We start from the raw sequence: 16188 nt of genomic DNA on the forward strand, positions 1-16188 counted from the left end.
TGACGGCGATCGGCGCCGTCACGGACACTCGGCTGAGGAGAACGGAATGCGGAAGGTGTGGGATCGGCCGTTACGGGCGTGCGGCCGCCTGCTGGCGGCGCTGGTCTTTGGGATGCTCACCCTCGTGATGGCGCCCCTGACCCTGGTCGTGGCGCTGGCGCTTCCGTTCAGCGGGGTCGGTACCTACCTGGCGTCCCGGTGGGTGCGGCTGGTGACGCGTTGGGCGGACTGGAACCGGCGGCGCGCCGCGCGGTGGCTCGGGGTGGACGTCCCCGACCTCCCGTACCCGCCCGACCGTGGCTTCCGCGCGCTGGTGGGCGCACCCGCCACCTACCGGGTGCTCCTGTGGATGCCGCTGTTCTCGGTGGTGAGCATCCTCCTCGGCTGTCTGGCCCTGATCGGCCCCGGCATGCTGGTCAACACCGTCGACTCACTGCTGTGGTGGGCGTACCCGGCCGAGTTCCGGCCGGAACAGCTCGGGTTTCCGGTGGACGGCTGGGGTGCCGCCGTGGTCTCCGCCGTGGTCCAGTGCGCGGTCGGCCTCGCGATCCTGCGATGGGCGATGGTCCCGATGTGCGACGCGCACGCCCGGATGTGCGTCCGGTCCCTGGCCCCCTCCGAGCAGGAGGTGCTCGCGCACCGCGTGGACGAGCTCCAGCGCACGCGCGCCGGGGTGGTGGACGCGCACGGGGCCGAGCTGAGACGGATCGAGCGCGACCTGCACGACGGCACCCAGGCCCGCCTGGTGGCGATCGCCATGCAGCTGGGCGTGGCCAAGGAGTCCGCCTCCGACCCGACAGTCGCCGCCCTCCTCGAACAGGCGCACACCGGGACCGAGGAGGCGATGACGGAGCTGCGCGACGTCATCCGGGGCATCTACCCCCCGATCCTCGCGGACCGGGGCCTGCCCGGCGCGCTCACCGCGCTCGCCGGGCGGACCACCCTGCCGGTACGGCTGGACGTGGCCGACCCTGGCACGCTGCCGGTGGCGGTGGAGACCGCCGCCTACTACGCGGTCACCGAGTCCGTCACCAACGCGGTCCGGCACAGCGGCGCGGAGGCGATCTCCGTCCGGCTGACCCGTGAGGACGACCTCCTGACGGTCGAGGTGTCCGACGACGGGCACGGCGGCGTGGACGAGTCCGCCGGGAGCGGGGTCCGGGGGCTGCGCCGCAGGGCCGCCGCGCTGGACGGGAACGTGACCGTGCACAGTCCCTCGGGGGGACCGACGACGATCAGGGTGGAGCTGCCGTGCGGATCGTGATCGCGGAGGACAACGTGCTGTTGTCCGAGGGCCTCAAGCTGCTGCTGTCCACCCGGGGGCACGAGGTGGCGGCCGTGGCCGTGGACGTGCCCGCCTTCGCGGCGGCCGTCGACGAGCACCGGCCCGACCTCGCCCTGGTGGACGTGCGGCTGCCGCCGAGCTTCCGCGACGAGGGCATCCACGCGGCCATCGCCGCGCGGAGCGCCCACCCCGGGCTGCCGGTCCTGGTGCTGTCCCAGTACGTCGAGCGCGACTACGCGGGCGAGCTGCTCTCCGACGGCCAGGGCGGGGTGGGCTACCTGCTCAAGGACCGGGTGGGCCGGGTGAGCGAGTTCGTGGAGGCGCTGGACCGGGTCGCCGGGGGCGGCACCGTGATGGACCCGTCGGTGGTGCAGCAGCTGCTGACCTCGCGTCGGCGGGACCCGTTGGAGACCCTGACCGCGCGGGAGCGCGAGGTGCTCGCGCTCATGGCCGAGGGGCACGACAACGGTGAGATCGCCGCGCGGCTGGTCGTCACCACCAACGCGGTCCACAAGCACATCGGCAACATCTTCCAGAAGCTGGACCTGGCCCCCACGGACAGCGGCCACCGCAGGGTGCGCGCGGTCCTGGCCTACCTGAGCCACCGCGCCTGAGGCCGGGGCCGGACCCCGGTCCGCGCGTCCGCCCGGGTCAGGCGGCCCGGGCCGCCCGGTCCTCCCGGGCGCCGCGCCGGTTCAGCAGGGCGCCCGCCGCCGCCGCGGTGAAGAACATCAGCACACCGTAGACCGCCGAGGGGATGGCGATCTCGGTGCTGTTGAGGACGGTGACGGCGATGGTGAGCGACAGCGTGGTGTTGTGCAGGCCGATCTCCATGCAGGAGGCGACGGCCTCGGGTCGCTCGGTACCGACCAGGCGCGGCGCCCAGTAGCCGATGACGAGACTCACCACGTTGAAGACCAGGACCATCAGGCCGACCGAGACGATGTACTCCGGCAGGTTGGCCCACTCGGCGGCGATGGCACCCACGATGACGGCGACCAGCACGAGGACGGAGCCGAGCTTGACGGGCTTCTCCATGCGCTCCGCGAAGGAGGTCAGCTTCGCTCGGACGAGCATGCCGAGGGCGACGGGGACGAGGATGACCGCGAAGACCTGGACCATCTTGTCGGTCTGGAGGCCGATGGTCCCGCCCTCGGTGAAGTAGCCGAGGGAGAAGCCGGTGACCAGCGGCAGGGTGACCATGGCGGTGAGCGAGTTGATCGCGGTCAGCGAGATGTTGAGCGCGACGTTGCCCTTGAACAGGTAGCTGTACAGGCTCGCGGTGGTGCCGCCGGGGGACGCGGCCATCATCATCATGCCTACCGCCAGCAGCGGCGAGAGGTCGAAGCGGGTGACGAACAGCAGGACGAGGCCGAAGCAGAAGAGGGGCAGCAGGACGATCTGGCAGCCCAGGACCAGGACGATGGTCCAGGGCATGGCGAGCAGCCGGGTGAAGTCGCGGACGGTCAGTGACAGTCCCAGTCCGAGCATGATGACGCCGAGGGCGACCGGCAGGCCGACCGTCGTGAGGGCGGAGTCCATGGGGGCACCTTGGGGGAGGGCCGCGGGGGCGGCACGGGTGGTGGGGGCGGCCGCGTGACCTGCGCCACAAAGCTGCCTACAAGGAGGAGATAGTGGCACGGGTCACCCGGACTGACAAGACCAGGGCCCCCTCCGCTCCAGGTCAGGCGGCGGGCCAGGAGCTCCCGGTCATGTCGTAGGCCAGGTGGAACCACACCTTGCGGATGCTGGGATGTCCGTTGTCCCCCCACGTGGTGGCGAAGCTGTCGATCAGCGCCAGTCCCCGCCCGTCCTCGGCGGTGAGTCGGTCCTCGGGGGGCGAGGCGAACAGCTGACCCCCCTCGTCTCTCAGCGCGTTGAGGGGGGTCCCGTTGTCCCGGCAGGTGACCGTCAGCCCGTTCGGCCCCCGGTCCACGCGGATCACGAAGCTCTGGCCCGGCTCCCCCGACCTGCTGTGCCGGATCGCGTTGGTGGCGAGCTCGGCGCCGAGCAGGGTGAGGACGTACCGGTAGTCGGAGTCCCGTCCGGCCGCGCAGGTGTCCAGGAAGGCGCGCACCATCGGCACGCTCACGGGCTCACCCGGGAACTCCCAGCGGCGCTTGGTGAACGGGACCGGGACACGGCCGTTGAAGTAGTGCCGGTACTCGTCCGGGACCCTCGCGAGAACACCTTCCTCGTTCTTGGTGAGGGTGGGCACGGCAACGAGCGTGGGCATGACTGACTCCTTCGGCGGGGCGGCTCAGTGGACGGGCGCGCCGGAACGGGGGCGGCTGCGGGAGTGTCCGAGGGGGGAGGGAGGGCTCGAACCGGTATGACCTTACGCGATCACATCGTCGCGGAACAGGGGAGTCCGGTGTGGTGAGTTCCCGAATTCACCGCATCCGTCCCCCTCCCGTCACTCGTCCCGGGCCAGGGCCTCCTTGGCCGCGTCCTCGGCGCGCTCCCGCTCGGCGTCGACCAGAGCCAGCCTGCTCCGGCGTTCCAGCAGGTCCGCGACGTCCAGCGCCCCCTCGTGCCGGACACCGAAACGGAGCTCGGCGGGGGTGATGCCCCGCACGACCGGTGTCAGGGCGGCCGGGTCTCCCCCGGCCTCCGCGACCACGTCGAGCGCCTCGGTCCCGTACCGGGCCACCAGGTGGCGCGGTGCGTCCAGTCCGTCGAGCTCCTCGTGGGAGGCGGCGCCCACGAGCGGGATCGTGCGGGTGCGGCAGGGCCCGGCGGGGAGGCGGTGCGCGGCCACGAGCGTGTCCACGGTCTCCTCCGCCATCGCGCGGTAGGTGGTGAGTTTGCCGCCCACCACGGTCACCGTCCCGTTGGGCGCGACCGAGACGGAGTGCTCGCGGGAGAGGTTCGCGCTGGAGCCGTCCCCCTGGAGCAGCGGGCGCAGCCCCGCGAAGGAACCGAGGACGTCCGCCCGGGTCAGCCGGGTCTCCAGGGCCCGGTTGAACTGGGTGAGCAGGAAGTCCACGTCCTCCTCGGGCACCTCGGGGACGCGGGCCGCGGGGCCGTCCACGGGTTCGTCGGTGAGACCGGCGAAGACCCGGCCGTCGGGCTGGGGAAGCGCGAACACGAAGCGGCTCACGCTGCCCTCCAGAGGGACGGTGAGCGCGGCCGTGGGGTGGCCCAGGCTCGCCCCGTCCAGTACCAGGTGGGTGCCCCGGCTGGGGCTCAGCCGGACGCTGGGGTCGAGGGCGTCGGCGTGCACGCCGGTCGCGTTGACCACCGCGCGCGCCCGGACCGGGATGATCCGGCCGGTGGTCTCGTCGCGCACGACCACCCCGTCCGCGCTGACGCTCTCGGCGGAGCAGCGCGTGATGATCCGGGCGCCCTCGCGGGCGGCGGTACGGGCGATGCCCACCACCAGGCGGGCGTCGTCGACGAGCTGTCCGTCGAAGGACAGGATGCCGCCGAGCAGCCCCTCGGCCCGTACCCCGGGCAACAGGCGGGTGGTCTGCCGGGCGGTGAGGAGGCGCGGGGCGCGCAGCACCGTGGAGGGGGTGCCGGACAGCACGCGCAGGAGGTCGCCCATGCCCATCCCGGCACGGACGAACAGGGAGCGGGTCAGGCCGGACTCCCGGAAGACCGGCACCACCATGGGCATCGGCCGGACCAGGTGGGGGGCGGTGACGCGCATGAGGACGTCCCGTTCGCGGGCGCTCTCGTAGGCGATGCCGACCTGCCCCTTGGCGAGGTAGCGCAGCCCGCCGTGGACCAGTTTGGAGCTCCAGCGGCTGGTGCCGAACGCCAGGTCCTCGCGTTCGACGAGCACCGTGGACAGACCGCGCGCGGCGGCGTCCAGGGCCACTCCGGCGCCGGTGACTCCCCCGCCGACCACCAGGACGTCCACCTCGGGGCGTGCCTCCAGTTCCGCGAGGTCGGCGGCGCGCCGAGCGGCGTTCAGGGATGCGGGCCGGTCGTGCTGACGCATCATGGCGTCCTTTCCGAAGAGTGGGTGGCCGGGGAGCAGGGGCCGGGGGCGGTACTTCAGGGCCGGAGGTAGCCGTCCAGCAGGGTGGAGAGCTCCTCGACCAGGCCGTCGTGGTCGAGGACGTCGGTGAGGAGGCGGTGCGAGGTGACGGTGTTCTGCACGGTGACCATGATCAGGTGTGCGAGCACCGCGGGGTCTCCGCCACGCACGGAGCCGTCGGCCTGTCCCTCCGCGACGGCGGGTTCGAGGAGTTCGAGCGCGGCCCGGTGGCTGCTGCCGAGGCGGTGGAAGGTGTAGGTGGCCAGGAGCTCGGGTTCGGTGTCCACGATGCGGGTGACCAGCGGGTGGGCGAGCATCGCCCGGGCGACCCTGGCGGCGTGCCGGACCAGCTGCGCGCGGATGCTCGCCGCCCCGCCGGAGCCGACCTCCTCCGCGACGAGGATCCGTCGGAGCTCACGGGTGAGCAGGTCGGCGACCAGGGCGGTCACGTCGGGCCAGCGCCGGTAGACGGTGGGGCGGCTGACCCCCGCGCGCCGTGCCACGTCGGTCAGGGTGGTGCGGCGGACTCCGAAGGCCTCGACGCATGCGCGCGCCGCGTCGAGGATGTCGTCCTCTACGTTACGTTTTGACGCCATGTGTAAAACTGTAGAGCATGACCCACGATGCTCGCACTGAACCCGACGTTGTCAGCCTCACTGACACCGCCCGCACCGCTCCGGACATGAGCTGGTACGCCTGGGGCGACCCCGCCAAGGCCAAGGAGCTCGACCCCGGACTGCGGGAACTGGTCTCCCAGGTGCTGCGTACCAGGACCACGGACATGCCCCCGGTCGCCGAGTCGGACGTGGAGCTGTCCCCCTCGCGCCTGGACGGCCGGTTGCTGGCGGCCCTCACCGACGTCCTCGGCGCCGGGCACGTGCTCACGGACGACGCCACCCGTCTCGTCCACGCGGGAGGCAAGAGCACCCCCGACCTCCTCGCCCGCCGGGCCGGTCGCGCCACCGCCACCGACGCCGTGCTGTACCCGGCCGACCACGAGGAGGTGGAGCGGGTTCTGGCGCTCTGCTCGGCCGAACGCGTGGCCGTGGTGCCCTTCGGCGGGGGCACCAGCGTGGTGGGCGGGGTCTCCCCCCTCGACGGCGGCTTCCGCGCGGTCGTCACCCTCGACCTGCGCCGCCTGAACCGGTTGGTCTCCCTGGACACCACGTCCCTGACCGCCGTCCTCGGCGCGGGCGTGCGCACCCCGCACGCCGAGGCGATGCTGGCCGAGCACGGACTCACCCTCGGGCACATGCCGCAGAGCTACGAGTACGCGACCATCGGCGGGTACGCCGCCACACGCTCCAGCGGGCAGGCCTCCGCCGGGTACGGACGGTTCGAGGACATGGTGGTGGGCCTGCGGGTCGCCACCCCGCGCGGCACCCTGGACGCGGGCGGCCCCCCGGCCTCCGCCGCCGGACCCGACCTGCGCCGCCTGCTGGTGGGCTCGGAGGGCACACTGGGCGTCATCACCGAGGTGGCCGTCCGGGTCCGCCCGAGGCCGGAGCGGGTCCTGGACGAGGCCTGGTCCTTCCCCGACTACGCCACCGGGGTGGACGCGCTGCGCGCCCTCGCGCAGTCGGACACCCGGCCGACCATGGCGCGGCTGTCCGACGAGACCGAGACCTTCGTGAACGCGGCCCTGGGCGGGCGCGAGGCCGTCCCGGGCTGCCAGGCCGTGCTCGGCTTCGAGGGCACCGAGGCCGAGGTCGAGGCACGCGCGGCCGTGGTCCGGGAGGTCATGGTGGCCGCGGGCGGCACCCCGCTCGGGCCGGACCCGGTGGCGCACTGGCGCGAGACCCGCTTCCACGCGCCGTACCTGCGCGACACCCTGCTGTCGGCGGGGATCCTGGCCGAGACCCTCGAGACCGCCGCGTCCTGGAGCGACCTGCTGCCCCTGTACACGGCCGTGGTGGGTACCCTGACCGGCGCGCTGGACGACGACGAGAGCGGGGCCGTGGTGCAGTGCCACGTCTCGCACACCTACGCCACCGGCGCCTCGCTGTACTTCACCGTGGCCACGGGGGCGGGCGAGGACCCGGCCACGCGGTGGGACCGCGCCAAGCGGGCGGCCTCGGACGCGATCGTGGCCAACGGCGGCACCATCACCCACCACCACGCCGTGGGCACCGACCACCGACCGTGGATGGCGGCCGAGCTGGGTCCGCTGGGCACCGACGTGCTGCGCGCGGTGAAGTCGGCACTGGACCCGGAGGGTGTGCTCAACCCGGGCAAGCTCATTCCCGAGGCGTAGACCGACCGGGGCGCGGGCTTCGAGCGGGCCCGCGCCCGGTGCGGGGGTCGGGGCGGGCGCCTACTTCTCGGCCGACCGTGTGAGCTGGCGGGAGACGTCACCGCTGACGGACTCCACGGTGTTGAACAGGTCCTGCACCTCACGATCGCCACCGGCGCCGGCCACGGCCACGGTGCCGGCGATGTTGTCCGTGAGGAAGGCTCCGACACCCATGGAGCCCGAGGCGCTGAGCATGTCGCCGCCGCCCTCGACCACCGAGGCCATCACGAGGCTCTCGGTGCCGATGGAGGCGAAGTCCCACAGCACCTGGGAGGTCACGCCGTAGTCCTCCCTCTCCGTGATCTCGCCGGGCGGGAACGACTCGCCCAGCTCCTCGTTGACCATGTCCCCGCTGAACAGCTCGTCCAGGTCCCGCTGGGTCTCCGGGTCGTCGGGGTCGATGAGCTCGGCGGCGACCTCGACGTAGACGCCGTCGGACTCGATCGAGCACGAGAGGGTGCCGAACGACTCTCCGATGGACCGGTCCTCAGGGTCGAAGCCGCCGGACGCCGAGGGGACGTCCCCGTCGAAGAAGGGGCTCAGCACGCCGTTGTCGAAGGCCTCGGCGCAGTCGTTCGGCATGGCGGTGTACACCGAGCTGGAGTTGAGCGCGATCACCACGCCGCCGATGGCCGCGACCAGTACCACGGCGCCGATCGCGCCGCCGACGATCAGACCGGTCCTCTTCCTGGGGGCGCCCGGCGGACCGTAGCCGGGCGGCGGGCCCTGGGGAGGCATCCCCGGCGGCGGGAACTGGCCAGGAGGACCCTGGGGAGGTTGCTGACCGAAACCCGGGGGCGGACCCTGGGGCGGCTGCTGTCCGTACCCGTGGCCGTACCCGGGTGGCGGACCCTGAGGGGGCATCCCCTGCGGGGGGAACTGGCCGGGAGGACCCTGGGGCGGCTGCTGCCCGTACCCGTGCGGCGGCCCCTGGGGCTGCTGGCCGGGGTAGGGGCCCTGCGGGCCGTTCGGGGGCGGGGGCTGTCCCATGGGGGTACCTCGTGGTCTGATCCGTGGAAATCGGGCCCTTCAAGTTCTACCGGACACAGGACGTGAGGAATCTGCCCGCGTCCTCTTTCGGTCACCCAGGGTCGCCGGGATCACATCCGAACGACGGCGTTCGCGGCTCCGGGCACCCACAATGGGACACGTGAAAGGAACACTCCGTATCCACCTGGGTTCGGCCCCCGGGGTGGGGAGCACGCACCACGCGCTGGCCGAGGCACGCCGCCGGGCCGAACGCGGGACCGACGTGGTGGTCGGCGCGGTCCACACCCACCGCCGCGCCCAGACCTCCGCGCTGTTGGAGGGTCTGGAGACCGTCCCGCCCCTGTCCACGGGGGCGGTGGACACCGCCGCCGTGATCACCCGCGCGCCCCGGCTGGTCCTGGTGGACGACCTCGCCCGGCCCAACGAGCCCGGCTCCCCCAACCCCACCCGCTGGCAGGACGTGGAGGAACTCCTGTCGGCGGGGATCGACGTCCTGGCCACCGTGGGCATCCACCACCTGGACTCCCTCTACGACGTGGTCCACCAGATCACCGGGGTCCGGCCCGAGTACACGGTCCCCGACCGGGTGGTGCGCGCCGCCGCCGAGATCGAGCTGGTCGACGCCACACCCCAGGAGTTGCGCCGCCGGATGGCCCACGGCGACCTGCACCCCGCCGAGCGGGTGGACGCCGCGCTGGCCGACTACTACCGCGAGGGGAACCTGGCGGCCCTGCGCGAACTCGCCCTGCTCTGGACCGCTGACCGGGTCGAGGAGGGGCTCAGCCACTACCTGGGCGAGCACGAGATCCGCGACACCTGGGAGGCCCGGGAGCGGGTCGTGGTGGCGCTCACCGGGGGCCCGGAGGGTGAGACCCTGATCCGCCGCGCCGCCCGGGTCGCGGCCCGCTCACGCGGCGGCCGCCCCCAGCCGAGCCACCTGCTGGCGGTGCACGTGGTGCCGCCGAGCGGGATCGGAGAGCGCCCCACCGGAGAACTGCTGCGGCAGCGGCACCTGCTGGCGGAGCTCGGCGGTACCTACCACCAGGTGGTCGGGGCGGACGTGCCCTCGGCGCTGCTGGAGTTCGCGCGCGGAGCCCACGCCACCCAGATCGTCCTCGGTTCCTCCCGCCGGCGGCCCTGGCAGTACGTGTTCGGCCCGGGTGTGGGCACGATCGTGGCCCGGGAGTCCGGTGACATCGACGTGCACATCGTCACGCACGAGGAGGTGGGCCGGGGGAGCTGGCCGCTGCCCGCACCGGGCCGGGGCCTGAACGAGCACCGGAGGCTGTGGGGGTGGTCGCTGTCCCTGATGGCCCCTCCCCTGGTCACCCTGGTGCTCGCCCTGCCGGTCTTCTCCGAGGTGGGACCGGCCGCGGACCCGCTGTTCCTGTTGCTGATCACCGTGGCCACGGCGGCCGTCGGCGGGCTGCGGCCCGCGCTGGCCTCGGCGCTGTGGAGCGCGGTCCTGCTCACGGTGCTGCTGTCGCCGCTGCACGGGCGGCCCTCGGTGTCGCTCGACAACTTCCTGTCGATGACGGCGTTCATCCTGGTGGGCGGCCTGGTGGCGGTCATGGTCGAGATGGCCGCCCGGCGGTCGTCCCAGGCCCTGCGCGCCCGGGCCGAGGCGGACGCCGTCGCCCTCCTGGCGGCGAGCGTGCTCTCCGGGAACGAACCGCTGCAGGCGCTGCTGCGACGGATCCGGGAGACCTTCGGGCAGCGCTCGGCGACGCTGCTGGAGCGCCTGGACGACGGGCGCTGGTACCCGGTGCACAGCGTGGGCGCGCCGGCCTGCGAGGCGCCCGAGGAGGCGGACGCCCTGGTGGCGGTCTCCGACACCGTGGCCCTGGCACTGCGCGGCCGGGTGCTGCCCGCGGCCGACAGGGGCGTGATGGAGGCCTTCGCCACGCACGTGGGGATCGCCATGGAGCACCAGCGGCTGGCCTGGGACGCCGCCGAGGCGCGCGGTCAGGTGGCGGGCAACCGCATACGCACCGCGCTGCTGGCGGCGGTCTCGCACGACCTGCGCACACCCCTGACGTCCATCAAGGCGAGCGTGTCCAGCCTGCGGGCCACGGACATCCAGCTCTCCGAGGAGGACCGGGCGGAGCTGCTGGAGACCGTCGAGGAGTCGGCGGACCGGCTGAACCGGCTCATCGGCAACCTCCTGGACATGAGCCGGGTGCAGACCGACAGCGTGCGGCCGCAGCTCCGGCCGGTGGCGCTGGAGGAGGTGATCCCCGCGACGCTCCTGGGGGTGCCGGGCGACGCGGTCGTGGTGGACGTCCCGGACGGCCTGCCCCGGGTACGCGTGGACGCGGGCCTGCTCGACCGGGCCGTGGCCAACGTGGTCACGAACGCCGTGCGGTACAACCCCGATCCCCGGATCCCGGTCCTGGTGGCGGCCAGCGCGCACGGCGACAGCGTCCAACTGCGTGTGGTGGACCGGGGGCCGGGCGTCTCGGACGAGGCCAAACAGCGGATGTTCGAAGCCTTCCAACGCCTCGGGGACGCCCCCCAGGGCACCGGGGTGGGGCTCGGGCTGGCTGTGGCGCGTGGTTTCGTTGAGGCGATGCACGGCACCCTGGCCCCCGAGGACACCCCGGGCGGCGGACTGACCATGGTGTTCACCCTGCGTGCGGTGGACGAGGCGGACGAGTGAGGAGCGGCATGCGGGTCCTGGTCGTCGACGACGACGTGCAGATCATCCGGGCGATGCGAATCAATCTGAGGGCGCGCGGCTACGACGTGGACACCGCTCCGGACGGTGAGAGCGCGCTGCGCCTGGCCTCGGAGCGGCACCCCCACGTGGTGCTCCTGGACCTCGGGCTGCCGGACATGGAGGGCGTCGAGGTCATCCAACGCCTGCGCGGCTGGTCGCAGGTGCCGATCATCGTGCTCTCCGCCCGGCACTCCGCCGGGGAGAAGGTGCGTTGCCTCGACCTGGGGGCGGACGACTACGTGACCAAGCCGTTCGGGATGGACGAACTGCTGGCCCGGATGCGGGCCGCCGAGCGCCGCGCGGTCCCCACCGAGGAGGCCCCGGTGGTACACACCGACTCCTTCGACGTGGACCTGGGCGCCAAGCGCGTGACCCGGGACGGCGAGGAGGTGCGGCTCACCCCCACGGAGTGGCACATCCTGGAGCTCCTGGCCCGCAACGCCGGACAGCTGGTGAGCCAGCGCCAGATCCTGCACGACGTGTGGGGACCCAACTACCAGAACGAGACCAACTACCTGCGGGTCTACCTGGCCCAGCTGCGCCGCAAGCTCGAACCCGACCCCTCCCACCCGCGCCACCTCATCACCGAGGCCGGTCGCGGCTACCGCTTCGAGAGAGAGGGCTGAGCCCCCCGTGCCGCGCGGCGGCGCCCCGTGGTCGACGCGGGGCGTACGGGGCCCCTGAGGAGGGGCGGCCGTTCGAGCACGTCGGGGTGGCCCGGGAGGGGCCGGTGGTGCTGACCGTGCTCTGACCACCGGTCCCGGGGCGATGAGCGCCGGACCGCCCCACCCGCGACCGCGCGGGCGGGGCCTCCGGGAGGAGGTCAGGGTGCGGCGGCTCCGCACAGGTCCATCATCAGGTCGAACTCCACCGAGTCGGTCTGCCCCCGGTTGGCCTTGGCCACCGCGAAGCAGGGGGCGAAGGCGCGCACCCACTCCATCAACCGGTTCGCGTCCACCGACATCGCCCGCGCGAGCGCGTCCACGCGCCGTTCCACCTCGGCCACGTCGGCGGCCCTCCACACCGCCCAGTCGACCGCGTCCGCCGCGCCGTCACCCAGGCAGGCGCGCGGATCGAGGACGACCAGCCCGCGCTCCCCGCCGTCGATCACGTTGCCGGGGTGCAGGTCACCGTGGAGCGGGACGACGTCGACCTCGCCGTGGGCCAGGTCGCGCGCGTTGGCCGCGCCCCGGTGCATCACGGGGGCCGGGACGATGTCCGCCGCTGCGCCCTCCTCGCGCTCTCGTCCCCACATCTCGAACACGAACTGCACCCGGGCGCTGAGCGGGCGCAGTTCCCTGCGTTCGGCCGGGCCGACCTCCACGGCGTGGAGCTCCGCGATGAGGCCGCCGATGGTCTCCATGGACGGGACCACACCGGTGGACGCCACCGTGTGCCCCTCGACCCGCTCCATCAGGAAGGCACCCCGGTCGGCGTCCACCCCCCACACGTCGGGGACGCGCCGCGAGGGCGCCCACATGCGCAGGAGGCCGGCCTCGGAGACCGAGAGGCCGCTGTCCGGGGAGATCTTGAGGACCCCCTCGCCGCCGTCGGAGCGGCGCACGTAGAGGACGACGGAGGTGCGCCCGTGCGGGGCGGGGCCCTCGACGGTCAGTCCCCACTCGGAGGTCAGCTTCTCGACGATCGCGGGCAGCTCCGCGAGCCACTCGGTGACGTGGCCCCCGAAACGCCGTTCCAGGCGGCGACGCTGCCGGTCGTCGACGAACTGCGCTGTTCCGTCGTTCATACATCCACCTTCGGTTCGCTCACGCCGGTGCCCGCCGTGGAGGGGGTCGCGCACCGGGTTGACGTTCGGTACCTCGTGCGGGGGCCGTGGCCGCACCGCCGCCGCGTCGCGGGTGCGGGGAGTTCCCGCCCGTGGGGCACATACCCATCCTCACGGCGACGGTAACGGCGTCGTGGCTGTTCGCGGCGGTGAGATCACGCCGGGCCACGACGCCCGCACGTCAGGTGAGGCGTCCCTTGGCCGCACGGTGCTGGGCGAGGAGCGTGTCCACGACCAGTTCGGAGGGCCAGAGCGGAGCGGTGATCGCCGTGGCGTCGAGTCGGCGGAGCAGGTCGAAGTCGGGTCCGTCGACCAGTCTCCAGGCGGCCACCGCGACCTGGTCGTGCCCGTCACGGCGCAACCGCGCGACGGCGTCGAGCACGGTGGGGGCCCAGGTGCGCAGGTAGCCCACCTGGACCGGGGTGGAGAGTCGGCGGCTCAGCATCCGGGCCACGTCCATGACCACCTGACGCTCCTCGGTGCCGGTGGTGCCGTCGGCCGCCAGGACCACGCCGTCGTCGGGCCTGCGCCCGGAGTCGGCGAGCCGACCGGCGAGGTCCGCGACGATGGACGGGACCGCTCCCAGGGGCGACGTCTGGCAGGAGTCCTCCATGCGGCCGAGGTCCAGTTGGGTGAGCAGGTGGGCGCTGGCGACGTCGCCCCCCGCGACGAAGGCCGGCACCAGCACCTTGGGGCCGCGGACGGCGCGGATCGCCGCCCTGACCTCGTCCGGACTGCCGAAGGCCGCCGAGACCGGCGCCTCGCCGCGCTCGGCCACCGCCTCGGCCAGCCCGCGCAGGGCCTCGCGCCGGTGGGCGTCTCGCGAGTCGTCGGCAACGAGAACCATCGTGGGGACCATGATCGGCTCCTTGGGATCGCAGAGGCGTCAGCCTTGACCACCGAGCGTAGGGAGGCGGGGTTTCGGGGATGCGCCCCGGTGTTACGCGGAGGAAAACAGTGGACAATGGCTGTGATGGTTATCACCAGGGGAAGTCTTGGTGAATCATAACAATCCACCACAGGAGGACGCGTGTCCACTTCAACAGAGAGTGGCGTGCGTCTCCAGAACTCGGGAGTGGAACTCACGACCTTTCCCTTCATCCCCACTGACCTCGTGTGACACGTGAATACGCGCACCGGGAAAACCCACAGGGAACCGGGTCCCGTTTTCTCGCCCACCACGCGGGTTCCACTCGGAACTTTCCCCCGACCTCTCCAGAGAAATCCAGCGTGAATGGACGGCCGAGGCGAATGCACGAGCCGGATGCACGTGCCACGGAATGCGCGCGTTCACCCCGCGCGTCGCCCTTGGCGCGGCCGTCCTATGCCACAGGGGGAGCCCTGTTGTCAAGGGTGCGCACTCCCCCTCTCCCGCAGAACCGCACACCACTTGACGTGGGGAGACAGGGTGCGAGTCCGGCGTGATCACTTGCGATACCCCCGCACCCGAAGCACACTGGGAGGCAAATGGCAGGGACCTCCCGTCCCACCAGCGTCCCGCTGTCCCACCGCTACACCGGTGGACCTCCCCACAGCGCGACGGGGCCGCCCGCCCCACCGTACGGACCACCACCGCAGACCACCGAGCCGTCCCAGACTGGAGTTGAGCATGGCCGTCCACCCTCGGGTGCAGACGCTGACCCAGGCTTTCCTCGCCAACGCCGACCAGGAGGCCCCCGGCCTGGTCCAGGGCCTCTACCTGACCGGTTCGGTCGCCCTCGGCGACTTCCGCCCGCACACCAGCGACGTCGACTTCGTCATCGTGACCGGCCGCCGCGCCGAGCGGGAGGACCTGGACGCCCTGCGCCGCGTACACGCGCGCACCCGGAGCGAGGTCCCCCGCCCCCAGTTCAACGGCGTCCACGTCACCTGGGACGAGCTCAACCGCGACCCCTCGGACTGCGGCCCCGTCCCCTCCGTCATCAACGGCCGGTTCCGCGACCGCGCCTCCGTCGACGTCAACCCGGTGACCTGGCACGTCCTGGCCGACCGGGGTGTCACCGTACGCGGCCCGCACCCGACCGAACTGGACGTGTGGGACGAGCCGGAGAGCCTGCGCACCTGGTCCCTCGGCTCCCTCGACGAGCACTGGCGCCGTTGGCGGGAGAAGGCCGGACGCCTGGTCACCCCGCGCGGCCTGGCCGTCCTCGGCTCGCTGGCCCCCTCCTGGAGCGTGCTCAGCGTCAGCCGCCTGCACTTCACCCTGAAGACCGGGGAGATCACCTCCAAGTCCGGGGCGGGCCTGTACGCCCTGCACGCCTTCCCCGACCGCTGGCAGCGCATCGTCAACGAGTGCCTGCGCGTCCGGCGCGGGGTCCAGGCCCCCTCCCTGTACGAGAGCGCCCTGGCCCGCCGCCGCGCCGCCCTCGACTACATCGAGATGGTCCTGGACGAGTCCCTCCGGCCGGGTCTGGCCACCTGAGCCCACCGGTCCGCCCACCGGGCCGGGCAACTAATCTGGGGGCATGACCATGCGCCCCATCGTCCGCTTCGGCGACCCCGTCCTCGTGACCCGGACCGCACCCGTGACCACCTTCGACCAGCGCACGGAGAAGCTGGTCCGCGACCTCCTCGACACCGTGGACGCCCCCGGGCGCGCCGGGGTGGCCGCCACCCAGATCGGGGTCGGATCACGGGTGTTCAGCTACGACGTCGAGGGCCGTACCGGGTACGTGATCAACCCCGAGATCGTCGAACTCTCCGAGGAGCTCCAGGACTGCGACGAGGGCTGCCTGTCCATCCCCCGGCTCTGGTACCGGAGCCGCCGCGCCCAGCGCGCCGTGGTCCGGGGCGTGGACCTGCGCAACGAGCCGATCACCGTCGAGGGCACCGGACTGATGGCGCAGTGCCTCCAGCACGAGACCGACCACCTGGACGGCATGCTCTACATCGACCGGCTGGACGCCGAGACCCGCAAGCGGGCCCTGCGTGACATCCGTCGCTCCGACTGGTTCCTGCCCTCGGAGACGCCCGCCCCCTCGACCTCCGTCAGCCTGCCCAGCGCGTTCGGCGGCAGAGCCTGACCCGGGCGTTCGGTGCGGTCACCCGGTCCGGGTATCTTCTGGACAGACCCCCGCTCAACCCCCACAGCAACGCGAGTCAACTCACTGTGCACGTATCACCGAGA

13 protein-coding genes and 1 pseudogene are annotated in these 16188 nt (G+C 72.7%); 7 read left to right on the forward strand and 7 right to left on the reverse strand.

Annotation, left to right across the window (positions count from 1 at the left end):
• Positions 1-46 precede the first annotated feature (46 nt).
• The gene (locus ACFW3L_RS15250) at positions 47-1264 is read left to right on the forward strand and encodes a sensor histidine kinase (RefSeq protein ID WP_378740656.1); all 1218 of its coding nucleotides are present in this window, start codon (positions 47-49) and stop codon (positions 1262-1264) included.
• Positions 1252-1899 carry a LuxR C-terminal-related transcriptional regulator gene (locus tag ACFW3L_RS15255; RefSeq protein ID WP_378740658.1) on the forward strand — a complete coding sequence of 216 codons (648 nt, stop codon included), beginning with the start codon at positions 1252-1254 and terminating at the stop codon, positions 1897-1899. Before ACFW3L_RS15250 ends, ACFW3L_RS15255 begins: the two co-directional genes overlap by 13 nt.
• A gap of 37 nt (positions 1900-1936) precedes the next feature.
• On the opposite strand, the gene ACFW3L_RS15260 is transcribed toward ACFW3L_RS15255, so the two are convergent.
• The 4 genes from ACFW3L_RS15260 to ACFW3L_RS15275 all read right to left on the reverse strand — a co-directional run bounded on the left by ACFW3L_RS15260 (position 1937) and on the right by ACFW3L_RS15275 (position 5869).
• Positions 1937-2827, reverse strand: a complete 891-nt coding sequence (locus ACFW3L_RS15260) for a bile acid:sodium symporter family protein (RefSeq protein ID WP_378740660.1) — start codon at positions 2825-2827, stop codon at positions 1937-1939.
• A 142-nt stretch (positions 2828-2969) separates the two neighbouring features.
• Positions 2970-3521, reverse strand: coding sequence for an ATP-binding protein (locus ACFW3L_RS15265; protein ID WP_378740662.1), 552 nt, complete (start codon positions 3519-3521; stop codon positions 2970-2972).
• A 180-nt stretch (positions 3522-3701) separates the two neighbouring features.
• Entirely contained in the window at positions 3702-5234 is a 1533-nt protein-coding gene (locus tag ACFW3L_RS15270; RefSeq protein WP_378741028.1) for a glycerol-3-phosphate dehydrogenase/oxidase, read from the reverse strand.
• A gap of 56 nt (positions 5235-5290) precedes the next feature.
• Positions 5291-5869, reverse strand: coding sequence for a TetR/AcrR family transcriptional regulator (locus ACFW3L_RS15275; protein ID WP_378740665.1), 579 nt, complete (start codon positions 5867-5869; stop codon positions 5291-5293).
• A 17-nt stretch (positions 5870-5886) separates the two neighbouring features.
• Here ACFW3L_RS15275 and ACFW3L_RS15280 point away from each other — a divergent pair, with 17 nt between their 5' ends.
• Complete coding sequence (locus ACFW3L_RS15280) at positions 5887-7527, forward strand: FAD-binding oxidoreductase (protein WP_378740667.1); 1641 nt, start codon at positions 5887-5889, stop codon at positions 7525-7527.
• Positions 7528-7587: 60 nt separating this feature from the next.
• Here the strand turns inward: ACFW3L_RS15280 and ACFW3L_RS15285 are convergent, their stop codons facing one another.
• The gene (locus ACFW3L_RS15285; RefSeq protein WP_378740669.1) at positions 7588-8556 is read right to left on the reverse strand and encodes a hypothetical protein; all 969 of its coding nucleotides are present in this window, start codon (positions 8554-8556) and stop codon (positions 7588-7590) included.
• A gap of 151 nt (positions 8557-8707) precedes the next feature.
• On the opposite strand from ACFW3L_RS15285, the pseudogene ACFW3L_RS15290 reads away from it, so the two are divergent.
• Positions 8708-11240, forward strand: a pseudogene (locus ACFW3L_RS15290) (ATP-binding protein); the annotation flags it as partial.
• A complete protein-coding gene (locus tag ACFW3L_RS15295; protein ID WP_378740671.1) occupies positions 11224-11901 on the forward strand; it encodes a response regulator in 678 nt (225 codons plus the stop codon). The pseudogene ACFW3L_RS15290 and the gene ACFW3L_RS15295, both read left to right, overlap by 17 nt.
• A gap of 197 nt (positions 11902-12098) precedes the next feature.
• Here ACFW3L_RS15295 and ACFW3L_RS15300 read toward each other — a convergent pair whose 3' ends face one another.
• Complete coding sequence (locus ACFW3L_RS15300) at positions 12099-13022, reverse strand: aminoglycoside phosphotransferase family protein (RefSeq protein ID WP_378740673.1); 924 nt, start codon at positions 13020-13022, stop codon at positions 12099-12101.
• Between the two features lie 220 nt (positions 13023-13242).
• Complete coding sequence (locus tag ACFW3L_RS15305; RefSeq protein WP_378740675.1) at positions 13243-13920, reverse strand: sirohydrochlorin chelatase; 678 nt, start codon at positions 13918-13920, stop codon at positions 13243-13245.
• Between the two features lie 750 nt (positions 13921-14670).
• Here ACFW3L_RS15305 and ACFW3L_RS15310 point away from each other — a divergent pair.
• Together ACFW3L_RS15310 and def are read left to right on the forward strand one after the other, a co-directional pair.
• Positions 14671-15483 (forward strand): aminoglycoside adenylyltransferase domain-containing protein, encoded by an 813-nt coding sequence (locus ACFW3L_RS15310; RefSeq protein WP_378740678.1) that lies wholly within the window; start codon positions 14671-14673, stop codon positions 15481-15483.
• A gap of 43 nt (positions 15484-15526) precedes the next feature.
• Positions 15527-16084: a peptide deformylase gene (def, locus tag ACFW3L_RS15315; RefSeq protein ID WP_378740681.1), complete on the forward strand. Its 558-nt coding sequence runs from the start codon at positions 15527-15529 to the stop codon at positions 16082-16084.
• Positions 16085-16188 lie beyond the last annotated feature (104 nt).

Source organism: Nocardiopsis sp. NPDC058789 (assembly GCF_042745575.1).
GTDB classification, from domain to species: Bacteria; Actinomycetota; Actinomycetes; order Streptosporangiales; family Streptosporangiaceae; genus Nocardiopsis; species Nocardiopsis eucommiae.

Bases quoted from the DNA above. Each gene is read 5' to 3' on its own strand.
- ACFW3L_RS15250 (WP_378740656.1), top strand. From the start codon at position 47: ATGCGGAAGGTGTGGGATCGGCCGTTACGGGCGTGCGGCCGCCTGCTG.
- ACFW3L_RS15300 (WP_378740673.1), bottom strand. From the start codon at position 13,022: ATGAACGACGGAACAGCGCAGTTCGTCGACGACCGGCAGCGTCGCCGC.
- ACFW3L_RS15275 (WP_378740665.1), bottom strand. From the start codon at position 5,869: ATGGCGTCAAAACGTAACGTAGAGGACGACATCCTCGACGCGGCGCGC.
- ACFW3L_RS15260 (WP_378740660.1), bottom strand. From the start codon at position 2,827: ATGGACTCCGCCCTCACGACGGTCGGCCTGCCGGTCGCCCTCGGCGTC.
- ACFW3L_RS15310 (WP_378740678.1), top strand. From the start codon at position 14,671: ATGGCCGTCCACCCTCGGGTGCAGACGCTGACCCAGGCTTTCCTCGCC.
- ACFW3L_RS15305 (WP_378740675.1), bottom strand. From the start codon at position 13,920: ATGGTCCCCACGATGGTTCTCGTTGCCGACGACTCGCGAGACGCCCAC.
- ACFW3L_RS15285 (WP_378740669.1), bottom strand. From the start codon at position 8,556: ATGGGACAGCCCCCGCCCCCGAACGGCCCGCAGGGCCCCTACCCCGGC.
- ACFW3L_RS15295 (WP_378740671.1), top strand. From the start codon at position 11,224: ATGCGGGTCCTGGTCGTCGACGACGACGTGCAGATCATCCGGGCGATG.
- ACFW3L_RS15280 (WP_378740667.1), top strand. From the start codon at position 5,887: ATGACCCACGATGCTCGCACTGAACCCGACGTTGTCAGCCTCACTGAC.
- def (WP_378740681.1), top strand. From the start codon at position 15,527: ATGACCATGCGCCCCATCGTCCGCTTCGGCGACCCCGTCCTCGTGACC.
- ACFW3L_RS15265 (WP_378740662.1), bottom strand. From the start codon at position 3,521: ATGCCCACGCTCGTTGCCGTGCCCACCCTCACCAAGAACGAGGAAGGT.
- ACFW3L_RS15270 (WP_378741028.1), bottom strand. From the start codon at position 5,234: ATGCGTCAGCACGACCGGCCCGCATCCCTGAACGCCGCTCGGCGCGCC.